Below are 19,882 nucleotides of genomic sequence, written 5' to 3'. Positions count from 1 at the left end.
AGCAAGTCGGGTGTGTGACTGTGGACTATTCTGTCGTATGCAGCGTTTCGAGCATAATTTTATAAATTCTTTCGCTAGCGTCTAAAAAAGCCATTTTTTTTGCATTCTTACTTAATTCTGTTACACCTCCAGCAGATGAAAAAATCTTTTCAACCGTACTGAGAAGAGCTTCGCCTGATAAATTTTTTTCCTCTAAAAGCATCGCGGCCTTACGGCGAACCAAAGCCATTGCATTGTGGTACTGGTGATTCTCAGCAACGTTTGGTGAGGGAATTAAAATAGATGCTTTCCCCTGTGCCTGCAGCTCACTGAGAGTGATAGCTCCTGCGCGGCATATGACAAGATCTGCAGCTGCCATACAATCCGGCATATTGCGTATGTACTCTTTGAGCTGTATATTTTTTGCTTTCTTTTCATCCAAACCTTTTTCTTGCAATAGAGAAGGCAGCCAACCGCCGTTTTGACCATAGCCATGAATGTGCTGGAATTTTTGATTTTTTGCACTTGAAAGCAATAGCTCTACCACTGCCTCGTTAATGCTTCTGGCTCCCAGACTGCCACCGAACGACAATATCACGGGGCGCTCATCCAACCCAAGGGCACGGCGGGCACGTTCACGGTCAGTCCTCAAAATTTCTTGCCGTACTGGGTTACCGGTTACTGAACACTTAGCACCGGAGGCCATATATTTTTTTGAATCCTCCACAGCAAGCATTACATGGTTTACTTTACCGGAAAGCACTTTGTTTGTTACACCGGGATAAGCGTTTTGCTCATGGATTAAAGTAGGAATCCCCAATTTAACAGCCTCACGAATTACTGGACCGCTTACATAGCCCCCTGTACCAATACAAAGATCGGGAGCAAACTCCCGTAGAATACGTTTTGACTCCACACTGGATGTTACGATACGCACCAACGTTTTCACATTTCGTGCCATCGCTTTTACCGTTAGCCTACGCTGAAAACCAGAAATGGTAATACTCTGAAAAGGAAAACCCGCTTCCGGCACCAAACGTTCCTCCATCCCCCCCTTGGCACCCACATATAAAATCTGAGCGTCAGGCTGCTGCTCTCGCAGATACCCCGCAATCGCAAGTGCGGGATTGATATGCCCGGCTGTACCACCGCCTGCAAATAAAACCTTCATTTTGGAAAAGCCCCCTACGTTTTTTCAATCGCCGACGTTCGTGAAATGGAAAGTACCACGCCCATCTGCGCCAAAAGCAGTACCAGCGACGTACCCCCGTAACTAAAGAACGGCAAGCTAATGCCGGTATTGGGAATCGTGTTGGTGATAACCGCAATATTTAAAACCACCTGTAAACCAACCTGCAAGGTAAGCCCGATGCCGAGCAGCATACCGAATTTATCCTTGGCTTTGAGTGAAATTGTTACCCCGCGCCAAACCAGAAGCGCAAAGAGAATCACAATAATCAACGCACCAATAAACCCCAGCTCCTCACAAACGATTGCAAAAATAAAATCGTTTTGCGGCTCAGGCAAATACAGGTATTTTTGACGTGACTGACCAAGGCCAAGGCCTAAAAGCCCGCCAGAACCAATGGCGTACAAAGACTGGCGCGTTTGCCAAGTATCTGCAAGCAAATTTTTCTCAGTGGTAAAGGGATCCAGCCAAGCAACAACACGGTCATTCGCATAGCTGAATTCCGATGTAAACAAGACGAGATAGGCAATACCAGCCAGCGCCACACCAAAAGCCGCACCAAACCAGCGTAGTGGTACACCGCCAATAAAAAGCATCATACCCGCCAACGCAATAATAATAACTGCGGCAGAAACGTGAGGCTCACGAATCAGCAGAACCACTGTAATTGCCAGTAAAATGACATATGGAAGAACACCGTAGCGCGCAGTATCCATCCTTTTAAAATTGATTGAGATAAGATGTGCAAAACACAGCGTCATCGCAAACTTTGCAATTTCAGACGGCTGAAAACCAAATAAACCGAGGCTGATCCAGCGGTGTACGCCCTTCACGGCGGGCAAAAACAACACGATTACCAGCAGCGCATAGCTTACCAGAAGCAACGGCAGCGCGAACCGGTGCAAATGATGATAGTCAAAATAGGATATGAACAGCATTAATATGATGCCCAGTACAGCAAACGATACTTGGCGAACAATGAAATAATAGCTGTTCCCATAATTATAATACGCATAGGCATAGCTGGCAGAAAACAACATGACAAGTCCAATTACCACCAGCACCATAACTAAAAATAGAAACGGCATATCGAGACCCGAGCGCACGGAAAACACTCGGAACTTCTTTTTTACCCGTTTGGTCAAGGGCATCGTTCTTTTGGCCGCCGCTTGTTTCGGCTCCGATGAGTTCCGTTCCGCTATTGGCTTTCTGGCTCCGCGTGCCTGCGGCGGAATCGGCTTTCTTTTGCTTTCACCGGACATCGACACCCCTCCTTTTACACGAAATATATCTTAACACATATAAACGCCACAATCTGTCAAAGCTTGCCGACACAGCAGAAGGGCAAACACAGCGACTATAATCCTTTTATTACACTGAATAAAGCCAAGGCACCGCCAGCAAGGGTTACTAGCGAAAATACAAGGCAAATTTTAATTTCACTCCACCCGCACATTTCAAAATGATGGTGAATGGGACTCATTTTAAATAGGCGTTTCCCATGGGTTGCCTTAAAATAGCTCACTTGCAAAACCACAGATAGCATTTCGCAGAGATATACTATGCCAATGGGGAGCAACAGAATGGGAAGATTCAGCCCGAAAGCAAGTGCGCATATCATACCACCCAAAAACAGCGAACCGGTGTCTCCCATAAAAACCTTTGCCGGATTAAAGTTCCAAATTAAAAAGCCTAGGCAGGCACCTGCGAGAGCACCTGCGGCAATACCAATGCCGTTCATTGTTAGCACACCAGAAATTACTAAAAAAGATAATGCAGCAAAAAAAGTAACCGAAGCATTGAGGCCATCAATTCCATCTGTAAAATTAACGGCATTAACCACTCCAACAATAATAATCATTGCCAGTACCCAATACAGCATCCCTAAATTAATGCTGCCCATAAAGGGAATTAAAGTTGAGGAGCCCACCCCAGAAAGATACAAAGTTGCAAGGTAGGCACCTGCCGCCAAGAACTGCAAAACCAGCTTTTGGCGAGCGGTTAGGCCAAGGTTACGCTTCTTGACTACCTTAATGTAATCGTCAAAGAAACCGATTGCACCAAACGCCAACGCCATACCAAGGCCGCCAAAGATACGTGTTCTCATATTTAAGGGTTCTAATAGTGCATTACCAGAAGCACTGCCAAAGTAATAAACGGGAATAAAAATCACGATAGATGCTGTAATCCCCAAAATAAACATGATTCCTCCCATGGTAGGAGTACCTTGCTTTTTTTTATGCCATTTAGGGCCGTCTTCCAAGATTGTTTGCCCAAAATGCACCCTGCGTAAAAATGGAATTAACCATTTACCTGAGATTCCGGTAATTAGAAATGCAGTAATTGCCGCTGCTCCTATTTCAAACCCTGTCATTTGCTGTTCCACCTTTTATGTTCTGTTATTTTCTCCTGTACTTTAGCCAAAATTCCGACTCAAACGCGGAATTTCATTGAGCGCATCTGTAACCCGTGCAAACGGAATGCCGCAACGGGTTGCAGCGAGTGCTGCCACCAAAGCCGGGCGAATCTCCTGCTCCTCCGCCATTGCCACACGGCCTACAATCCCTCCGCACTCCAGCTCGAATACCACCCCATAGCTATTGGGACGTATATTGCGGGCAAAAACGTCCGCTTCCGGGCTATGCACGGAATAGCAAACCCGCTGTGCACCCGGAAGAACCGGGAGAGCCGTTTCATATTCTACCGCGTGGTAGCGGAAAGGGCAAGAGATACTTTGCGAGAATATTTCTGAACTTTCCAGTAATGTATAGTCTAATCCTTCTAAGCGAACCGGCGTACTGTCTGGAGAGACCAATAGAAAATCAGTTGCAGGTATTTCCGATAAATCGCAAGTTACCCGGTAACCACTGCTCTCCAGTAAATAGTATAGTAATCTTGCCGCCTCGGGATTTTCGATTGCCAATAGCTTTACTTGGGGCTTGGTTTGCTCCGAATACCACGGTTTCATATTCCATCCTCCGTAAAGTTCTGTGGTTTTACACACAGAAGCTTTCTAAAAGCGATTGTATTCTCGACCCCGCCCTGTGACGGGGTTGAGAAAAGCGTTCGTTAACTCATTATTGCACTTGGTCAAACTCAATAAAGCCAACATTTACAACCGTTCCGGGAGACACCTTTGTTCCCGCAGTAATGCTCTGCGAATGTGATTGTGCCTTACCGCCGGTTAGTGCTGCACCAGACACCGTAATATTAATGCCTGCCTCTGCCGCCGCACTATTTGCCTGCGATAAGCTAAGGCCTACCAAATTAGGAACGGTAACCTGACGGTTGCCGCTGTCTGCATCGGTCATCAACACTACCGTACCGTTTTGCGGTACACTCTTGCCGGGTTCTGGAATTTGCTTTACAACAGTATCACCGTTTCCATACACTTTCTGCTTTAGGTTCACTTTTTGAATTGCTGCTTTTGCAACGTCCAGCTTCTTACCCGTTACGTCTGGTGTGGCAACATCCAGTTTCTCCATTTCTGCATCCGTATATTTCCGTTCAACACCCAAATACGGTAAAATTTCTTCCATCATCTTTGCAAACACTGGGCCTGCAACTGCACCACCGTAGTAACTGTCCCCCTGCGGTTCGTCAAAGAATACAAGCAAAGCAATCTGCGGGTCATCTGCGGGTGCAAAGCCGCAATAAGAGGCAATGTACTCCATCTTTTTCTTACCGCCGGCAATATACTCTGCCACTTTTTCAGAGGTACCTGTTTTACCCGCCACTCGGTAGCCGGGAATGTAACCGTTCTTTGCTGTACCTGTAGTCGCATTCATTTGCAAAATCTTGCTCATACGGCGCGAAACATCTTCCGAAATAACCTGACGTTTTACCTTAGAATCAATCGACTGTACAATATTTCCATCACTGTCGAGCACCTGGCTCACCACATGAGGCTGTACCAGATTACCGCCGTTTGCCACTGCCGCGGCAGCGGTTATCATTTGAATGGGAGTAATACTAAAGTTCTGGCCAAAAGATTCGGTTGCCAGCTCTACGGGGTTCAGCTGGCTGGCTGTATAATAAAGGCTTCCCGCTTCGCCGGGCAAGTCAACACCTGTTTTTTCGGTAAGACCAAAGGCGGCAAAATATTTAAAGAAGCGTTCTGCACCCAGCATCTCGCCTACTCGGATGAACACCGGGTTACAAGAGTTCATTAGTCCCTGCACAAAGGTTTCGCTGCCGTGGCCGCCATGCTTCCAGCATCGAATGGTGGTACCTGATACAACTGCTGCACCATTGCAAAAGAACTGTGTGTTTTCATTTACCACACCTTCCTCCATTCCCATGGAGCCAGTTACCATTTTGAAAACAGAACCAGGGTAGTATGTATCACTTACCGCTTTGTTTCTCCATTGAGCCTGCTGGGCAACCATTTTGGCCTGCGATTTCGCTTGCTTTATTTTTTTGCCTTCTTCCGTGTTATTATCACCATCCGGCATATTTGCAACACGGGCTGCTTCAGTGGGGTCTGAAATAATCAGAGGGAAGTTCGGGTCAAAATCACCTTTTACCGCAAGACCAAGAATTGCACCGGTCTTTACATCCATTGCAACGGCGGTTGCGCGGTTCTTAACCTTGTTATTTACTACGCCCTCTTCCAAATACTTCTCCAGAAAATGCTGTACGATTTCATCAATCGTAAGCACCATGCTGTAACCATCCTGCGCCTCCACCTTTTGTTCATATTGGAAGGGCATATCGGTTCCAATCGCATTTTTGGCTGTAACAAGACGCCCGGCAGTGCCGGTAAGCTGTTTGTCGTAATATGCTTCTAGACCGGAAAGGCCTTGATTATCGGTTCCCGTAAATCCCAAAATGGAAGCAGCAAAGCTGCCGAAGGGGTAATATCGTTTATAATCTTCTATTAAACGAATACCATTACCAATCTTCTTTTCTTCCTTAAATTTTAAAATTTGATCTTTTACTTCCGTATCTACTTTCCGCTTTAAAACATCATAATAGCTTTTTTTCTTGGCGTGCTCCAGCACCTCGTTTTTGTCCATACCAAGTATTTGGGACAAGCCCGTGGCGATATTTTCCCGCTGTTCATCCGTTGTAAGGTAGGCAGGCTCCAGCACCACTGTCCAAACAGTAGCGCTCTGGGCAAGGGGACGCATATTGCGGTCATATATTGTTCCACGCATCGCTGGAATCGTTGTATCTTTCATTTGCTGCTCTACGGCACGCTCCTGAAGACTTTGCCCTTCCACAATTTGCAGCTTAATTAAACTGAAAATGATTGCACCAAACCCTATCACCATAAATACAGCCAGCAGAAAGAGTGTTCTGCGCCACATTCTTATGGTTGTTCCCTTTGCCATAACACAATCCCCCGTACTTTCCGGCATACATGCTTTTGTATAATGAGTATTCAACTTCCAGCTTTGAAAGACTGGTATCGGTAAAAAACTTTATTACTCATAATTCTGATTTTACTAACTAAATTTGTAAACTATTGTTACAAAAACGAGAGTTAAGATTATCTCTCAACTCTCGGCTATCCATTCCCGGTTTACAAAACTCCGGTATTCATACTTATTTGTAAGCCGCCATAATTATGACAGCAGGTTTTGTAGCGAATTCCAAGCGGAGGTCCACCAGTTACCTGCCGCATTGGGATCAAGAACATGCCCTTTGTCGCCGGGAGATAATTTAATGCACTCTACCTGATTATATGTAATCTTACGCATACCTAGTTGATCCTTCGCGTACACCTCGGCGGCCTGGAGGGTCATTCGGGAATCGGACTTTACTTTCAGCTGTGTATGCACGCTTTTCTGCTCTTCCATTCTTTTGGTGGCAACGTTTATCTGCTCGGTAAGCTCAGTAAGCTGAACCTGACCATACACCAAAGTTCCCAGAATAGAAACCATAATAGCCATAAAAAAGAAGGTAGCAACCAGTCTGAATGATTTTCGCTTAGGGCGTCGATTTTCCTCTAACTGCCTGGAAGGCAGCTCAATGACATTACTCGGCTTTCTAGGCAATTCCTTTTGCTGGGGCTCAAATAGAGAAAAATCGTATGCCGTATTTTGTTTGCTCATTGACTGGTGACACTCCTTCCTAATGTTCGTACTCTAAATTACAGTTTTATGCACACTCTCAACCGAGAACTGCGACTACGTGGATTTTCAATTAATTCTTCTTCGGAAGGCGAAAGCCCTCTTTTATAAAGAAGCTCCGCCTGCGGGGTTTTACCGCATACGCATACCGGGAAATCTGGCGGACAAACACAACCTTGGCACCACTGTGCCATTCTCTTTTTCACAATGCGGTCTTCTAACGAATGAAAGGTGATTACCGCGAGGCGCCCACCTGTATTTAACAATGAAAACGCAGCGTTAAGCCCTTCAGAAAGACGATCAAGCTCACCGTTCACTTGAATCCGAAGTGCTTGAAAGGTTTTGCGAGCCGGATGCCCCGGTTCTCTGCGCACTGCCGCCGGAACAGACTGCCGAACAACCTCAGCAAGCTGCAAGGTGGTGGTAATAGGGCTTTCTTCTCTGGCTGCTACAATCCCTTTGGCAATTCGAACTGCACTTTTCTCTTCACCGTATTGGCTTAATATTCTGGCAAGCTCTTGCCAAGAAAGCGTATTTACAAGGTCTGCCGCGCTTGTCCCCTTTTGACTCATACGCATATCAAGAGGTGCATCCTGATGATAGGAAAAGCCGCGCTCCGCTGTGTCTAACTGGTGGGAGGAAACGCCAATATCCATTAATATACCGTCCACCCCATGAAAGCCACACTCTTCAGCGAGGGTTGCCATTTGAGAAAAGTTCCCCTGCCGAACCAACACATTCGGGTAATTCCCCAACCTTGTTTTTACCGCCTGAATCGCATCCGGGTCTTGGTCAATTGCCAAAAGGGTTCCCTCTGAACCAAGGCGCTTAGCAATTGCCTCTGAGTGGCCACCGCCACCTGCGGTTCCATCCACATAAATTCCATCTGGCTTTATATTCAATGATTCAATTGTTTCTTGAAACAATACTGGTACATGCCCAAAGCTCACAGTTATTCACCCGCTCCATAACGAAAATTAGATACCCGCTCACCGGCGAGAACTCCAATGGTTCATCCTCAAGCGGCGGTCATACTCCCGCTTCGAGTACTTAGGCTGTATCACTTAACAGCCATTTTACAGTTCCAGTAAATCCATTGCTTCTGCAATGCTGTCTTCCGTTAGGCCAGAGTTAAACTCTGCCCAGCGTGCTGCATCCCAAATTTCGGCTCTGCTGGAAGCACCAATCACTGCTACGTCTTTTTGGATTTGTGCATAATCCCGTAGCTGCTGTGGAATCAATACACGTCCCTGCTTGTCCGGTTCAACCTCAGCCGCACCGGAAAAGAAAAAGCGTTGAAGGCCTCTGGCTTTCGAGATTGGCATCTGCCGGATTTTCTCCTGCAAACGCTCCCACTCAATACCAGAAAGCACAAAAAGGCACCCATCCAAGCCCTTAGTAATGTAAAACCGCTCTCCCAAATCTTCGCGAAATCGAGCGGGAATAATCACTCGGCCTTTTGGATCAATATTATGTTGGTATTCACCAATCAACATAACTGTTTGTCCGGGCAGTAAATGCAAACCACTTTGCTCTACTTCCCTCCACCTTTCACCACTTTTGTATAAATTATAAAGGATGAGAGGGAAAAAAGCAATCTTTTTTTTCGCCCTGGATACGACACAAATCAAGTAAATTCGGGGCTTAAAAGCAGTATCCATTCTAATTATTGGAAAGTATTTCCACTCCATTTTTTTAAAACTTATTAGTTAGTTTTCCCATAAAAAGCAAAAAGCCATTCTTTTTTAGCTATACGTCCCCCACTTTGACCGCAAAACAGCTCTAAAACCAAATTATATATTCAAATACGAACTAAATAGCCACTGTTTCAGTCAAAGGTCTGAATCTATTCTAGAATCTATCTATAAGGTAAAAAACGAGACGAAAATCTTTATATGCACTTTATGTTCTTCTTTCGCATAACTTCTTTGCTGCAATTTAAATTGTAGCTTTTTGTGGTATCCAGCTAGCTCCAAAGAAAAAACCAAAAAAATGAGAAAGAAAAAATGAAAGACATCCGCTCCTTTGAACTAACTAATGGTATGCCTCGTCAATTATTTGAAAAAGAGAAGCCGGCGTCTAATAGACGCCGGCTTCAATCAGGCTTCAATGCTATCAAATTGCTTTCCTTAAATAGTCATTCGTTGCAGTATTCGTCTAACTATTTCTAACGTAATGGATTTTTTTAAATTCTTCTTTTCAACTTTCTCACATTTGAAAAACATATGTTATTTAACTTTGCTACCCACCACAGTATGGTTTTTTATTGCAAGTTGTCTGAAACGATCATAGCTACTTTGCCTAATTCTTCTGTGACCTTTTCAGCATTTGATTTATCTGATCTTCCGTCAACCCAAGTTCTTTGAGCTGACTTTTTTTCTCTTCTGTAATGGTTCCGTTTGTGGTAGATTGCAATATCTCCATAGCTTTTTTCATCGTTTCAAAATTCATTCCATCAGGAGCACCGCGTTCCATTTCGCCTTTATCACCTAATACAGTCAAATTTACAGAAGAGGAATCTATTAATGAACTTGAATTTGTTTTTTGACCCTCTGTTGTAGAAGGAATGGTGCCACTAAGCTGACCTTGAATACTCTCTGCACGAAGCGCACCTAATTTCTTTAGCTCTTTAACCGCAGTCTCATACTCCTCGAAACTGAAAAATGCGGAGGGGTCATCTTTTACATAACTTGAAATTAGGGTATTGACTTCATTTACCTTTTCTTCAAATTTCCCATTTGTAAAATAATTGTCTAAAATTTGCTGTAAATATTCATGGTATTTTTTCAGGTTTTCCGGTACCTCCAAAAGCTTCGATATCATGGGACGATCTTCCATAGAGACTCCAGAAACGGGAGTATCAATTGGAAAATTCACAACCGAGCTTGCATCTTTAGATTGGAACCCCCCAAAAGCCATGTTATAATCCCATGGCAGCATACTGATTTGTCCGTTGTTTTCATAAAGATAATAGTTGTGTCCCATATTACTCGAGTAGCTATCTAAATTTACTACGGCCGTATGTGCCGCCAGATAACGCAGTGTCGCATCTACATCCACATACTTTTCCAAATCGGTTCCACTATTTAAATTTTTAATTGCCTCAATCACACGCTTGTGATCCGATTCATTGGTTTTTGTTTCTGCATTATCAAATATGGAGGAATAACTGGATTCTTCATCATCTGTATAGATCAGCGCAGTGGCATCGTCAGACTGCATTCCTCCCCCCTTCTCAAAATCGGGTGGAAACTGTTTGTCTTTATCATTTTTCTGCTCGTTTGCATTCGACGAAGCGGTGGATGTCTGATTTGCGGAAGATGATGATGATGCGCTACTTTCTGTTCGTGCAGGATTGCTTGACTGTTCGCCCTGCGCATTCCATACGATACCTCCACCCATCTTTTGGCTATCCGGTTTATATAATTCACCCTCGCCGTTCTTCGTGCGTTCCAGGTAACTGCTGTCCAATGCTTCAACCGCTAGGTAAAAACCCCATGATTTATCATTTACACTAATGTTGGCATAAGAGACCAACGGCGCATCCACTCCAATGTAATTCATTATATCGTAACTAAGATATTCCTTCATAGAAGTCGCATCTGAATAATTGTTATTCAATGCCAATATATCTAGGCCCATCCACGTTTGGCCATCCACATATTCATCAAACTTTATTTTAAAGCTGTAACGTTCGCTGTCGTCATTTTCTGCAATCGCCTTAAGGCTGGAATTCCCCTTAGGCTTAATGCCAACGTTCTTAATGGTTGTCCCATTTATGGTAACATCCGCAGAAATGTATTCTTTTTGCGACGCATTGTCTAGCATTGCTTGCCATTTTTCCGGGTCAGCCGAAATTTCAACTGTCATCACAGAATTTTTGTTTATTTGTGAAGCATAAGCCACACTGGATTCCGATGAAGACGCTTGCCCTGTACCCGCTGAACACGACGGTAACAATAAGGCCATTATTAGTAGTATAGTTATAACCGGGATGAATTTTCTTTTGTGTATCATGTATATCTCCTCACTAAATATTTCATTTTTTCTCTCGCCGATGAAATTTTATGGTATTATAACATCCCATTCTGAAATCAATCTGAAATAAAAACCAACGCCAGCAAAAGCTGACGTTGGTTTTTATTATTTTAAATATTTGATTTTAATCGGTTAACAGCTTAATCCAACTAATTTCATCTCGCATGGTTTGAGATTGAGATGCCAATTCCTCGCTGGAGGCGGAGCTTTCTTCCGCCGTGGCCGCATTTGTTTGCACAACCGCAGATACTTGCGCTAAGCCTGTATTAATTTGTTCAATCGCTTCTACCTGCTCTGTGGAAGCTTTTTCTATTTTGCGCATCGACTCTTCTACCACAGCCGCTTTTTCTGCAACTTCAAGCAGTACTGCAGCCGTTTCTACCGACATTTTTTCGCCATCTGCAACTACTTCAGACGAATGCTCAATCAAAGCAGTAGTCTGTTTTGCTGCATCCGCCACTTTACCTGCCAGTTCACGAACCTCTTCGGCAACTACAGCAAAGCCCTTACCGGCCGCTCCTGCGCTCGCAGCTTCAATCGCTGCGTTGAGCGCAAGAATATTCGTCTGAAAAGCAATATCTTGTATTACCTTTATTATATTTGAAATTCGCTCGGAAGCTTCTGCTATTTCATTCATGGCCTTATCTAGCTTTTGCATGTGTTGGTTTCCTCTATTTAGTCCTTCACTTGCAATTACCATGTATTCCCCAGCCATGCGAACCGTTTCTGCATTCTCCTCTGCCTGCTGCGCTACGCTGCTAACAGAAGCATTCAGTTCTTCAATGCTTGCGGCCTGCTCCGTAGCACCGGAGGCCAATAGCTGGGCACCAGAAGATACTTGGTCGGCACCTGCAGCTACCTGATTAATAGAATCTCTAAAATCCCCAAAAATGGTATTCAAATTAGAAATTACTCCATTCAGTGCTGATTTGAGCGGATCAAAATCACCTTTGAGATCCAACTGAGCACTTACCGTGCAGTCTCCTTTTTCAACACTGCCTAATACAAAAGACATTTCTTCAATAATTGCTTTGAGCGTGGCAACCATATTAGTAAGAGACTGTGACAATGTACCGATTTCATCTTTCGTGCGGAACTGCGGTACCTCAGTATGTAAATCGCCTTCCTCTGTAAGCAGTGCTAGCCGACGCACAATGCTAATAATCGGGTTCACAATGGGATTCGCAATTCTCGCTGCAAAAAAGAACGAAGCAAGGATAAACAAAACCAACAATACAATCATGATACGAATAGAGGTGTAAAAACTGCCCATCATTTCTGAAGTTTTTGCAGATACACCAATCGACCAACCGTCCGTATCGGCAATCTTGGTGTAGCCTACTGTTAATTCACTGCCTTGGAACTGCACTGTCTGTACATTTGTGCTACCAGTAATCATATTGGTAATAATTGTGGCAACTTGTGTATAACTATCATCTTTTTTTGCCAACTCAATATAATTGGTTTGCTGAGTCACTGTTTCCTGATTTTTATGAGCAACAATAGTGCCGGTTTTGTCCACAATAAATCCGTACCCAGATGTACCAATAGAGATATTCTGAATCATTTGACTGAATAAGTCGCTGGAAAGTCTCGCATAAACCACTCCAGTTCCGCCGTTGAGTTGCGTGGAAATAATTAAAACCATTTTACCGGTAGCTTTGCTTAATAAAGGAGAGGAAAGGTAGGTTTGCCCTGCAAGTGATTTTTGAAAATACTCGCGTTCCTTTACATTAACCCCATCTGAAGTATCGCCGTTGGGATCAGCAATAATTACGGATTCAAAGCCATACTTTTCCGCAGCCGCAGCCAAAGCAGCATTCCTTTGATTTACACTTTTCGTTGGGTCAGAAATAGTGGAATCATGAGCAATCGACTCTATTTTTGCTTTGTATATATCAATCGCATTTTGAACAGACTGGCTATATGCAGCAGCTCCCTCCTGTATCCGAAAAGTCATGTTCTCCTTTGCATCATTCATTAACAGTACAGAACTGACCATACTTAAAATAGATGAGACCGCTATCACTAACACTATAATGCTGATTTGTAATCTTTTTTTAATAGAATCGCCACTAAAGATTTTTGTAAAAGCAATTCCTCGCCTTGGAACGCTTGCTTTTTCTTGTGCCATATACTCTCCTCCATAAAAAATATATTTTGTAGGGATATAGTATACATATTATATTCTATTAATTACGTTGTTTCAAGCTTCAATGCAAAAATACGCGAAAAAAAGAAGAATCTGTCATAGACTCTTCTTTTCTGTAAGGTTTTGCTTATTCATTTATAATTGCTTCGATAATACGCTCAACCATTTGAAGCTGCTCTGGTGTCAGGCGTTTGCATTTTTCAGCGATGCCTGAAAGAATTGTAAGTTCATTCCACTCCACACTATCCTGTACAAAGTAATCCAGCGATCGATGCAGTACATTACAGAATTTAATTAATGTTGAAATGCTGGGTTGATATTTTCCAGATTCAATTTGCCTGACATACACAGCACTGATATTACATTCCATGGCTAATCGCTCAGAAGTATATCCATTTTCCTTACGTGCAGCCGACAATCGTAATCCAAGAGCTTTTCGATCCAGTAAACCCACCTCCCAACGTAGATAATACGATACAAAAATCTTACTATTAGTTTACTTTCTTTCTCTTCATTTTAATAGCAGGATATAAAATACAACAATGTATTTTATATCCTGCTATTTAAATATTTATACGATTTTTTAGTTATTCTAGCAATTTTTCTCGCAGTCCTCGTAAAATCACCTTTTCTCTGCGAGAAACCTGCACCTGGGTCATTCCCAAGGCTTCGGCTGTTTGCGCCTGCGTTTGGCTTTTAAAGTAACGGTACACTATAATGCTTCTGTCCTTTGGTTCGAGCTCACCAATCACCTGCTGCAAAGACAACAGTTCTGAGATACGCTCATCCGGCGCTTCTACCGGCACATCTATTTGCCCGCCGCCCTCATCATCTCCCGCAGTGAGCGAAAGAGGCTGCTGCCCGGCATTTACCGCCTGCGCTGCTTCGGTAATTTCTACCCCAAGCACCGCTGCCAGCTCCCCAATGGTGGGGGTTCTGCCATGAATGCGATTAAACTCTGCCGTAGCTCTTGTTGCTTTTAAGGAAAGCTCTTTGAGGGAACGCCCCACCTTAATGCTGCCTCCGTCTCGAAACAGACGGCGCATTTCGCCTAGAATAACCGGCACGGCATAGGTAGAAAAACGCAGCCCGCGTTCTTCTTCAAAATGATCGACCGCCTTGACCAGCCCCATACATCCCGCCTGAAACAAATCCTCATACTCCACACCGCGCGCCTTAAAGCGTTTGGCACACGCGTGCACCAGCCCGATGTTCTCGCTGATCATGCGGTCACGGTCAATCATTCGAAGCCCGCCTGCGGGCCAGCTTCTTCTTTAGAGTAACCGTAGTGCCTTTCTGCACGCGTGACGTAACACCAACAGCATCCATAAAGCTTTCCATCACAGCAAAGCCGAGCCCGGCACGTTCTTCGCCGCCTGTGGTAAACAGAGGCTCTCTCGCCTTGGTTACATCTTCAATTCCACAGCCCTTATCACGAATACGAATTTGCACTGCACCGTCTTCAAACAGCTTAGCGGATATGTAAATCATGCCCAGCGTATCTTTATAAGCATGTACAATGCAATTCGTTACCGCTTCAGAAACAGCCGTTTTAATGTCTGAAATTTCATCAATGGTTGGGTCCATTTGCGCTACGAATGCGGAAACAACCGCCCGTGCAAAGCTTTCATTTGCAGAACAGCTTAGAAAGGACACGTTCATTTCATTCATCGGTTTCACGGTATACCACTCCTTTTTCAAATTTCACCAGCTTGTCCAATCCCGCCATAGAAACCACCTTTTCCACTTTCTGTGGCAGGTTCGCAATGGTGACGGTTCCCCCCAGCACCTGCATCAATCGATAACGACCCATAATAAGCCCTACTCCTGAGCTGTCCATAAACTGCACTCTGGAGAAATCCAAAATCAGCTCCTTTGGTTTTGTTTTTCCAGCCGTTTCATCAATGGCTTCCCGAATACCCCGGGCATTATGATGGTCGATTTCACCACTGAGAAGGGCTGTGAGTGTGCCTTCCTTTAAAATCAGCCTGACATCATTCATGTTTCTTCCTCCCGGATTCACCCGCATTTGTTTTCTTCTTTATTATTTCCAGATTTTTCACATTATTCTTTATATTCTAATTTTTTTGACAAAATTAGAGCTTTTTCTGGAAAACTTATTTGGGAAAACAGCCTGTCCCATTCTCAGAAAAACCACCGCGGGAAATAAAAAAACCTCTACCCATAAGGATAGAGGTTCATCGTTAAAATTTTACTCGAATTATGCGGACGGGGACTTCTCTTTTAAAATTTCAATCGCAATTGGCCGAATTTCTGCCGCAAGGTACAGCGAACCGCACACAACGATTGAGCCATCATTACCGGCATGCTCCAGAGCAAGCTTAACAGCATCCCGGGGAGATGCTGCTGCTTTGGCAGAAACGCCCATGTCCTGCCAAAGTGACGCAAACTCCTCTGCCTGCATTGCGCGGGGATTGTCGGGAGTAAGAGTATACACTTGATCAAGCAAGCCGTTTAAATAGCCAATGGAAGCGTGGCTATCTTTGTCTGCTAGCATTCCCATAATCGCTGTAATTCTGCGGTCGGAGAGATACTGCCTGAGCGCAGCCGCAAGCGCCTGCACTCCATTGGGGTTATGCGCACCATCCAGCAAAAAGATGGGATTTTTAGAGAGCAGCTCCAAGCGTGCAGGGAATGCAACCTGAGCAAACCCTTGTGCCACTGTAGACAATGGTAGTTGAAAGCCTTTTCGGCGCAACACACCTAAAACCGCCAAAACAGTTGCCGCATTGAGCACTTGGTGCTCGCCGATAAGCGGCATATGCATTGATTCACCACGGTAAACGAAGCGTGTACCTAACAGGTCGCTTTCTACATTCTCCATTTCCTCCGGCTCTGCTACACAGAAACCATTATTGTGCTTGCGAGCCTCTTCACGGATAACCTGCATAGCACCGTATTCCTGCCGTGGGAAAACAACCGTATCTCCATCTTCTTTAATGATACCGGCCTTTTCAAATGCAATTTTCTCTACCGTATCGCCAAGAATACCTGTGTGGTCAAGTGAGATGGACATGATTACCGATACAAGAGGAGTTTTTATTAAATTGGTAGCGTCAAAACGGCCGCCAAGGCCAACCTCTAGCACAACAACATCACAGTTGCTGCGGGCAAACCATTCCATGGCCATCGCAGTAATGAACTCAAATTCAGTTAGGGAATCCCCCTCCTGCTCCATTTCATGAATCAGCGGAAGAAGTTCCTCGGTTAGCGAGGCAAGCTCTTCCTTCGGAATCATCTGCCCGCAAATCTGCATGCGCTCACGGAATTCAATAATATAGGGGGAAATATACAAACCTGTTTTATAGCCCGCCGCAGTCAACACAGAAGAAAGCAGCGCGCAGGTAGAGCCCTTGCCATTGGTACCGGCTACATGCACAAACTTGAGGCGATCTTGCGGATTGCCCATTTTGCTCAGCAGCTTGACCATACGCTCAAGACCCGGTTTAATTCCAAATTTAGCTTGTGAGGAAATTTGTTCCAGCGCTTCTTGATATGTCATGATGCGTCCCCTTTCCGACCATTCGCCGTAAAGGTGCAGCCACCAAAATGGCGGCTGCACTCAAATGAGTCGGTTCGATTTTATTTACTTAGATTTTGGATTGCCAAACGGATACCGGCAGCTTTTTCCGCCAGTTTTTCCGCATTTTTACGAACACCATCCACAACATTGTCTGGTGCCTTCGAGAGGAATGTGTCATTCTTCAGCTTCGCTTCCGCGGAATCAAGCTGCTTTTGTACAGACTCCAGTTCCTTTTCGAGTCTTGTAAGCTCTGCCTTTTTATCTACCAGTTCATCGGTGGGGATATACAGAGTTGCCGCATCCGTAACAATTGTAACAGCATCCGGTAAATTCCAAGCATCCGCAATTTCAATTTGGCTTGCATACGCAAGGCGTGAAATCACGTCAATATTCGCACGGAATGTATCTGCGGCAGTACCGGTAACAGCTACGGAGAGGTGCGCCTTACGCGACGGCGGCACGTTCATTTCTGCACGGCGGTTACGAACAGCACGAATGGCATCCATAACGCGCTGCATCTCTATTCGATCCTGCTCAAAGCTCAGCTCTGTATTGTACTCTGGCCATTTTGAAACCATGATGGACTCGCCCTCATGCGGCAGAGACTGCCAGATTTCTTCCGTAATAAACGGCATGAACGGGTGCATGAGCTTGAGTGTATTCGACATAACCCATACCAAAACCTGGCGAGCACTTTGAGCGGTTTGCTCATCCTCACCCTGCATACGGATTTTGGCAATTTCAATATACCAATCGCAGAAATCATCCCACAAGAAATCGTAAAGCTTCTGCACAGCAATGCCAAGCTCAAATTTCTCAAGATTTTCGGTAATCTCTTTGGCAACCTCATGGAACGTGCCAATAATCCAACGGCCTGCCTGTGTGAGGTGCTCTGGCAGTCGGTTTTCTACCTCATGATCTTCAATATTCATGCGGATAAAGCGAGCGGCATTCCAAATTTTATTGGCAAAGTTTCGGCTGGCACTAACTTTATCGTCGGAGAAACGCATATCGTTGCCCGGGCTGTTGCCGGTTGCGAGCGTAAAGCGCAGTGCATCTGCGCCAAAATCTGCAATAACTTCCAGAGGGTCAATGCCGTTACCAAGGGATTTTGACATTTTACGTCCCTGCGCATCACGTACCAAGCCGTGAATAAGAACCGTGTTAAACGGAACTTGATCGGTTTGCTCAATTGCAGAGAAAATCATGCGAGCTACCCAGAAGAAAATAATATCATAACCCGTTACCAAGGTGTTAGTCGGGTAGAAATAGTTTAAGTCTTCGGTATTCTTCGGCCAGCCAAGAGTAGAGAAAGGCCACAAAGCAGAAGAGAACCATGTGTCGAGCGTGTCGGGGTCTTGGTGCAGGTGGTGGCTGCCACACTTGGAGCAGGTGCTGGGTTCTTCTTTGGCGACGATCATTTCGCCGCAATCTGCACAATACCAAGCCGGAATACGGTGACCCCACCAAAGCTGGCGAGAAATACACCAATCACGAATGTTCTCCATCCAGTGATAATAAATCTTTTCAAAACGCTCAGGAACAAATTTGACTTCACCATCGCGTACACGGTCAATTGCAGGCTCTGCCAAAGGCTGCATTTTAACAAACCACTGCTTGGAAACGCGCGGCTCAACTACGGTAGAGCAGCGGTAGCAAGAGCCAACATTATGCTTAATGGGCTCCACTTTCAGCAAGAAGCCCTGCTCGTCCAACTCTTTGACGATTTGCTTTCTTGCTTCTAGGCGATCCAACCCCTGGTATTTGCCGCCATTCTCATTAATGATACCTGCTTCGTCCATCACGTTGATTACAGGCAGATTGTGGCGCAGACCAACCTCAAAGTCGTTCGGGTCATGCGCGGGTGTAATTTTCACCACACCGGTTCCAAATTCCGGCTCAACATAGGTATCTGCAACAATCGGAATTTCCTTGCCTACGAGCGGCAAAATCACGGTTTTACCAATCATATGCTGGTAACGCTCGTCATCTGGGTGAACGGCAATAGCAGTATCACCTAGCATTGTCTCTGGACGGGTCGTAGCAAGATGAATGTCGCCGGAGCCATCGCTCAGCGGGTAGCGAAGGTGCCAGAAGTTACCCTCATGCTCGCTGAATTCCACTTCAGCGTCAGAAATAGAAGTACGGCAATGGGGGCACCAGTTAATAATGCGCTCACCGCGGTAAATCAACCCTTTTTCGTACAGGTGTAAAAAGACCTCGCTTACTGCTTCAGAGCAGCCATCATCTAATGTAAAGCGCTCACGCTCCCAATCGCAGGAGCAGCCTAGCTTTTTCAGCTGACCAATAATGGTTCCGCCGTACTTTTCTTTCCATTCCCAAGCACGTTTTAAGAATTCTTCACGACCGATTTCTTCCTTCGTGATTCCCTCTTTACGCATCGCCTCCACAATTTTTGCCTCAGTTGCAATGGAAGCATGGTCGGTACCCGGCAGCCAAAGTGCAGAGTAGCCCTGCATTCTGCGCCAACGGATTAAAATATCCTGCAAAGTTTCATCCAGCGCATGCCCCATGTGAAGCTGGCCGGTAATATTCGGCGGCGGAATAACAATGGTATACGGGTCTTTCTTCGGGTCCACCTCCGCGTGAAAATAGCCGCCAGAAAGCCAGAATTGATAAATTCTGTCCTCTACCTCCTGCGGCTCGTACGTTTTCGCAAGCTCCTTGCTCATTCTGTTTCCTCCTAAAATCGATCCAAATAAAGGCGGCGCTATTCAGCGCCAAACGGGCAAAACGCCCGGTGTAATGGGTACAAATTATAGATACAATTACCGCCTGAAAAGCACAAAGCGCGGGGATTCCCACGCCCTGTTTTCCGCAAAATCCGGTTCAAAATAAGTCATTTCGCGGCTGTTCGCATCATTCTCATATTATCCCATCGC

Annotated in this window: 16 protein-coding genes; all 16 read right to left on the bottom strand. The window is 45.0% G+C overall.

Going from position 1 to position 19,882, the window contains the following annotated elements; translation table 11 throughout:
* Positions 1 to 25 precede the first annotated feature (25 nt).
* Positions 26 to 1,150: an undecaprenyldiphospho-muramoylpentapeptide beta-N-acetylglucosaminyltransferase gene (murG, locus tag E7L17_RS04215; protein ID WP_316322012.1), complete on the bottom strand. Its 1,125-nt coding sequence runs from the start codon at positions 1,148 to 1,150 to the stop codon at positions 26 to 28.
* A gap of 14 nt (positions 1,151 to 1,164) precedes the next feature.
* Positions 1,165 to 2,430 (bottom strand): putative lipid II flippase FtsW, encoded by a 1,266-nt coding sequence (ftsW, locus tag E7L17_RS04210; protein ID WP_316322011.1) that lies wholly within the window; start codon positions 2,428 to 2,430, stop codon positions 1,165 to 1,167.
* A gap of 95 nt (positions 2,431 to 2,525) precedes the next feature.
* The gene (gene mraY / locus E7L17_RS04205; protein ID WP_316322010.1) at positions 2,526 to 3,542 is read right to left on the bottom strand and encodes a phospho-N-acetylmuramoyl-pentapeptide-transferase; all 1,017 of its coding nucleotides are present in this window, start codon (positions 3,540 to 3,542) and stop codon (positions 2,526 to 2,528) included.
* 42 nt (positions 3,543 to 3,584) lie between these two features.
* Positions 3,585 to 4,136: a hypothetical protein gene (locus E7L17_RS04200; RefSeq protein WP_316322009.1), complete on the bottom strand. Its 552-nt coding sequence runs from the start codon at positions 4,134 to 4,136 to the stop codon at positions 3,585 to 3,587.
* A gap of 109 nt (positions 4,137 to 4,245) precedes the next feature.
* Entirely contained in the window at positions 4,246 to 6,504 is a 2,259-nt protein-coding gene (locus tag E7L17_RS04195) for a penicillin-binding transpeptidase domain-containing protein (protein WP_316322008.1), read from the bottom strand.
* 234 nt (positions 6,505 to 6,738) lie between these two features.
* The gene (locus E7L17_RS04190) at positions 6,739 to 7,227 is read right to left on the bottom strand and encodes a hypothetical protein (RefSeq protein ID WP_316322007.1); all 489 of its coding nucleotides are present in this window, start codon (positions 7,225 to 7,227) and stop codon (positions 6,739 to 6,741) included.
* A gap of 38 nt (positions 7,228 to 7,265) precedes the next feature.
* Positions 7,266 to 8,195, bottom strand: coding sequence for a 16S rRNA (cytosine(1402)-N(4))-methyltransferase RsmH (gene rsmH / locus E7L17_RS04185; protein ID WP_316322006.1), 930 nt, complete (start codon positions 8,193 to 8,195; stop codon positions 7,266 to 7,268).
* A 126-nt stretch (positions 8,196 to 8,321) separates the two neighbouring features.
* Positions 8,322 to 8,741 (bottom strand): division/cell wall cluster transcriptional repressor MraZ, encoded by a 420-nt coding sequence (mraZ, locus tag E7L17_RS04180; RefSeq protein WP_085834313.1) that lies wholly within the window; start codon positions 8,739 to 8,741, stop codon positions 8,322 to 8,324.
* An 805-nt stretch (positions 8,742 to 9,546) separates the two neighbouring features.
* Positions 9,547 to 11,262, bottom strand: a complete 1,716-nt coding sequence (locus tag E7L17_RS04175; RefSeq protein ID WP_316322005.1) for a CotH kinase family protein — start codon at positions 11,260 to 11,262, stop codon at positions 9,547 to 9,549.
* A gap of 145 nt (positions 11,263 to 11,407) precedes the next feature.
* Complete coding sequence (locus E7L17_RS04170; protein ID WP_316322004.1) at positions 11,408 to 13,417, bottom strand: methyl-accepting chemotaxis protein; 2,010 nt, start codon at positions 13,415 to 13,417, stop codon at positions 11,408 to 11,410.
* Positions 13,418 to 13,562: 145 nt separating this feature from the next.
* Complete coding sequence (locus E7L17_RS04165; RefSeq protein WP_316322003.1) at positions 13,563 to 13,889, bottom strand: helix-turn-helix transcriptional regulator; 327 nt, start codon at positions 13,887 to 13,889, stop codon at positions 13,563 to 13,565.
* Between the two features lie 133 nt (positions 13,890 to 14,022).
* Positions 14,023 to 14,679: a sigma-70 family RNA polymerase sigma factor gene (locus tag E7L17_RS04160; protein ID WP_085833152.1), complete on the bottom strand. Its 657-nt coding sequence runs from the start codon at positions 14,677 to 14,679 to the stop codon at positions 14,023 to 14,025.
* Positions 14,672 to 15,115 carry an anti-sigma F factor gene (spoIIAB, locus tag E7L17_RS04155; protein ID WP_316322002.1) on the bottom strand — a complete coding sequence of 148 codons (444 nt, stop codon included), beginning with the start codon at positions 15,113 to 15,115 and terminating at the stop codon, positions 14,672 to 14,674. The genes E7L17_RS04160 and spoIIAB overlap by 8 nt, the downstream gene beginning before the upstream one ends.
* Positions 15,099 to 15,437 (bottom strand): anti-sigma factor antagonist, encoded by a 339-nt coding sequence (locus E7L17_RS04150; protein WP_316322001.1) that lies wholly within the window; start codon positions 15,435 to 15,437, stop codon positions 15,099 to 15,101. Before E7L17_RS04150 ends, spoIIAB begins: the two co-directional genes overlap by 17 nt.
* Positions 15,438 to 15,656: 219 nt before the next feature.
* Positions 15,657 to 16,958, bottom strand: coding sequence for a folylpolyglutamate synthase/dihydrofolate synthase family protein (locus E7L17_RS04145; RefSeq protein WP_316322000.1), 1,302 nt, complete (start codon positions 16,956 to 16,958; stop codon positions 15,657 to 15,659).
* 80 nt (positions 16,959 to 17,038) lie between these two features.
* On the bottom strand, positions 17,039 to 19,672 hold the full coding sequence (locus E7L17_RS04140; RefSeq protein ID WP_316321999.1) for a valine--tRNA ligase: 2,634 nt from the start codon (positions 19,670 to 19,672) through the stop codon (positions 17,039 to 17,041).
* Positions 19,673 to 19,882: the final 210 nt, after the last annotated feature.

The organism is Clostridium sp. (genome assembly GCF_032576335.1).
Lineage (GTDB): Bacteria > Bacillota > Clostridia > Oscillospirales > Acutalibacteraceae > Faecalispora.
The sequence above is the reverse complement of the archived record's forward strand: the minus strand, read 5'-3'. Positions and strand labels throughout refer to the sequence as shown.

Excerpts from the sequence above, each read along its gene's own strand:
- murG (WP_316322012.1), bottom strand. The coding sequence starts at position 1,150 with ATGAAGGTTTTATTTGCAGGCGGTGGTACAGCCGGGCATATCAATCCC.
- ftsW (WP_316322011.1), bottom strand. The coding sequence starts at position 2,430 with ATGTCCGGTGAAAGCAAAAGAAAGCCGATTCCGCCGCAGGCACGCGGA.
- mraY (WP_316322010.1), bottom strand. The coding sequence starts at position 3,542 with ATGACAGGGTTTGAAATAGGAGCAGCGGCAATTACTGCATTTCTAATT.
- E7L17_RS04200 (WP_316322009.1), bottom strand. The coding sequence starts at position 4,136 with ATGAAACCGTGGTATTCGGAGCAAACCAAGCCCCAAGTAAAGCTATTG.
- E7L17_RS04195 (WP_316322008.1), bottom strand. The coding sequence starts at position 6,504 with ATGGCAAAGGGAACAACCATAAGAATGTGGCGCAGAACACTCTTTCTG.
- E7L17_RS04190 (WP_316322007.1), bottom strand. The coding sequence starts at position 7,227 with ATGAGCAAACAAAATACGGCATACGATTTTTCTCTATTTGAGCCCCAG.
- mraZ (WP_085834313.1), bottom strand. The coding sequence starts at position 8,741 with ATGTTGATTGGTGAATACCAACATAATATTGATCCAAAAGGCCGAGTG.
- E7L17_RS04175 (WP_316322005.1), bottom strand. The coding sequence starts at position 11,262 with ATGATACACAAAAGAAAATTCATCCCGGTTATAACTATACTACTAATA.
- E7L17_RS04170 (WP_316322004.1), bottom strand. The coding sequence starts at position 13,417 with ATGGCACAAGAAAAAGCAAGCGTTCCAAGGCGAGGAATTGCTTTTACA.
- E7L17_RS04160 (WP_085833152.1), bottom strand. The coding sequence starts at position 14,679 with ATGATTGACCGTGACCGCATGATCAGCGAGAACATCGGGCTGGTGCAC.
- E7L17_RS04150 (WP_316322001.1), bottom strand. The coding sequence starts at position 15,437 with ATGAATGATGTCAGGCTGATTTTAAAGGAAGGCACACTCACAGCCCTT.
- E7L17_RS04145 (WP_316322000.1), bottom strand. The coding sequence starts at position 16,958 with ATGACATATCAAGAAGCGCTGGAACAAATTTCCTCACAAGCTAAATTT.
- E7L17_RS04140 (WP_316321999.1), bottom strand. The coding sequence starts at position 19,672 with ATGAGCAAGGAGCTTGCGAAAACGTACGAGCCGCAGGAGGTAGAGGAC.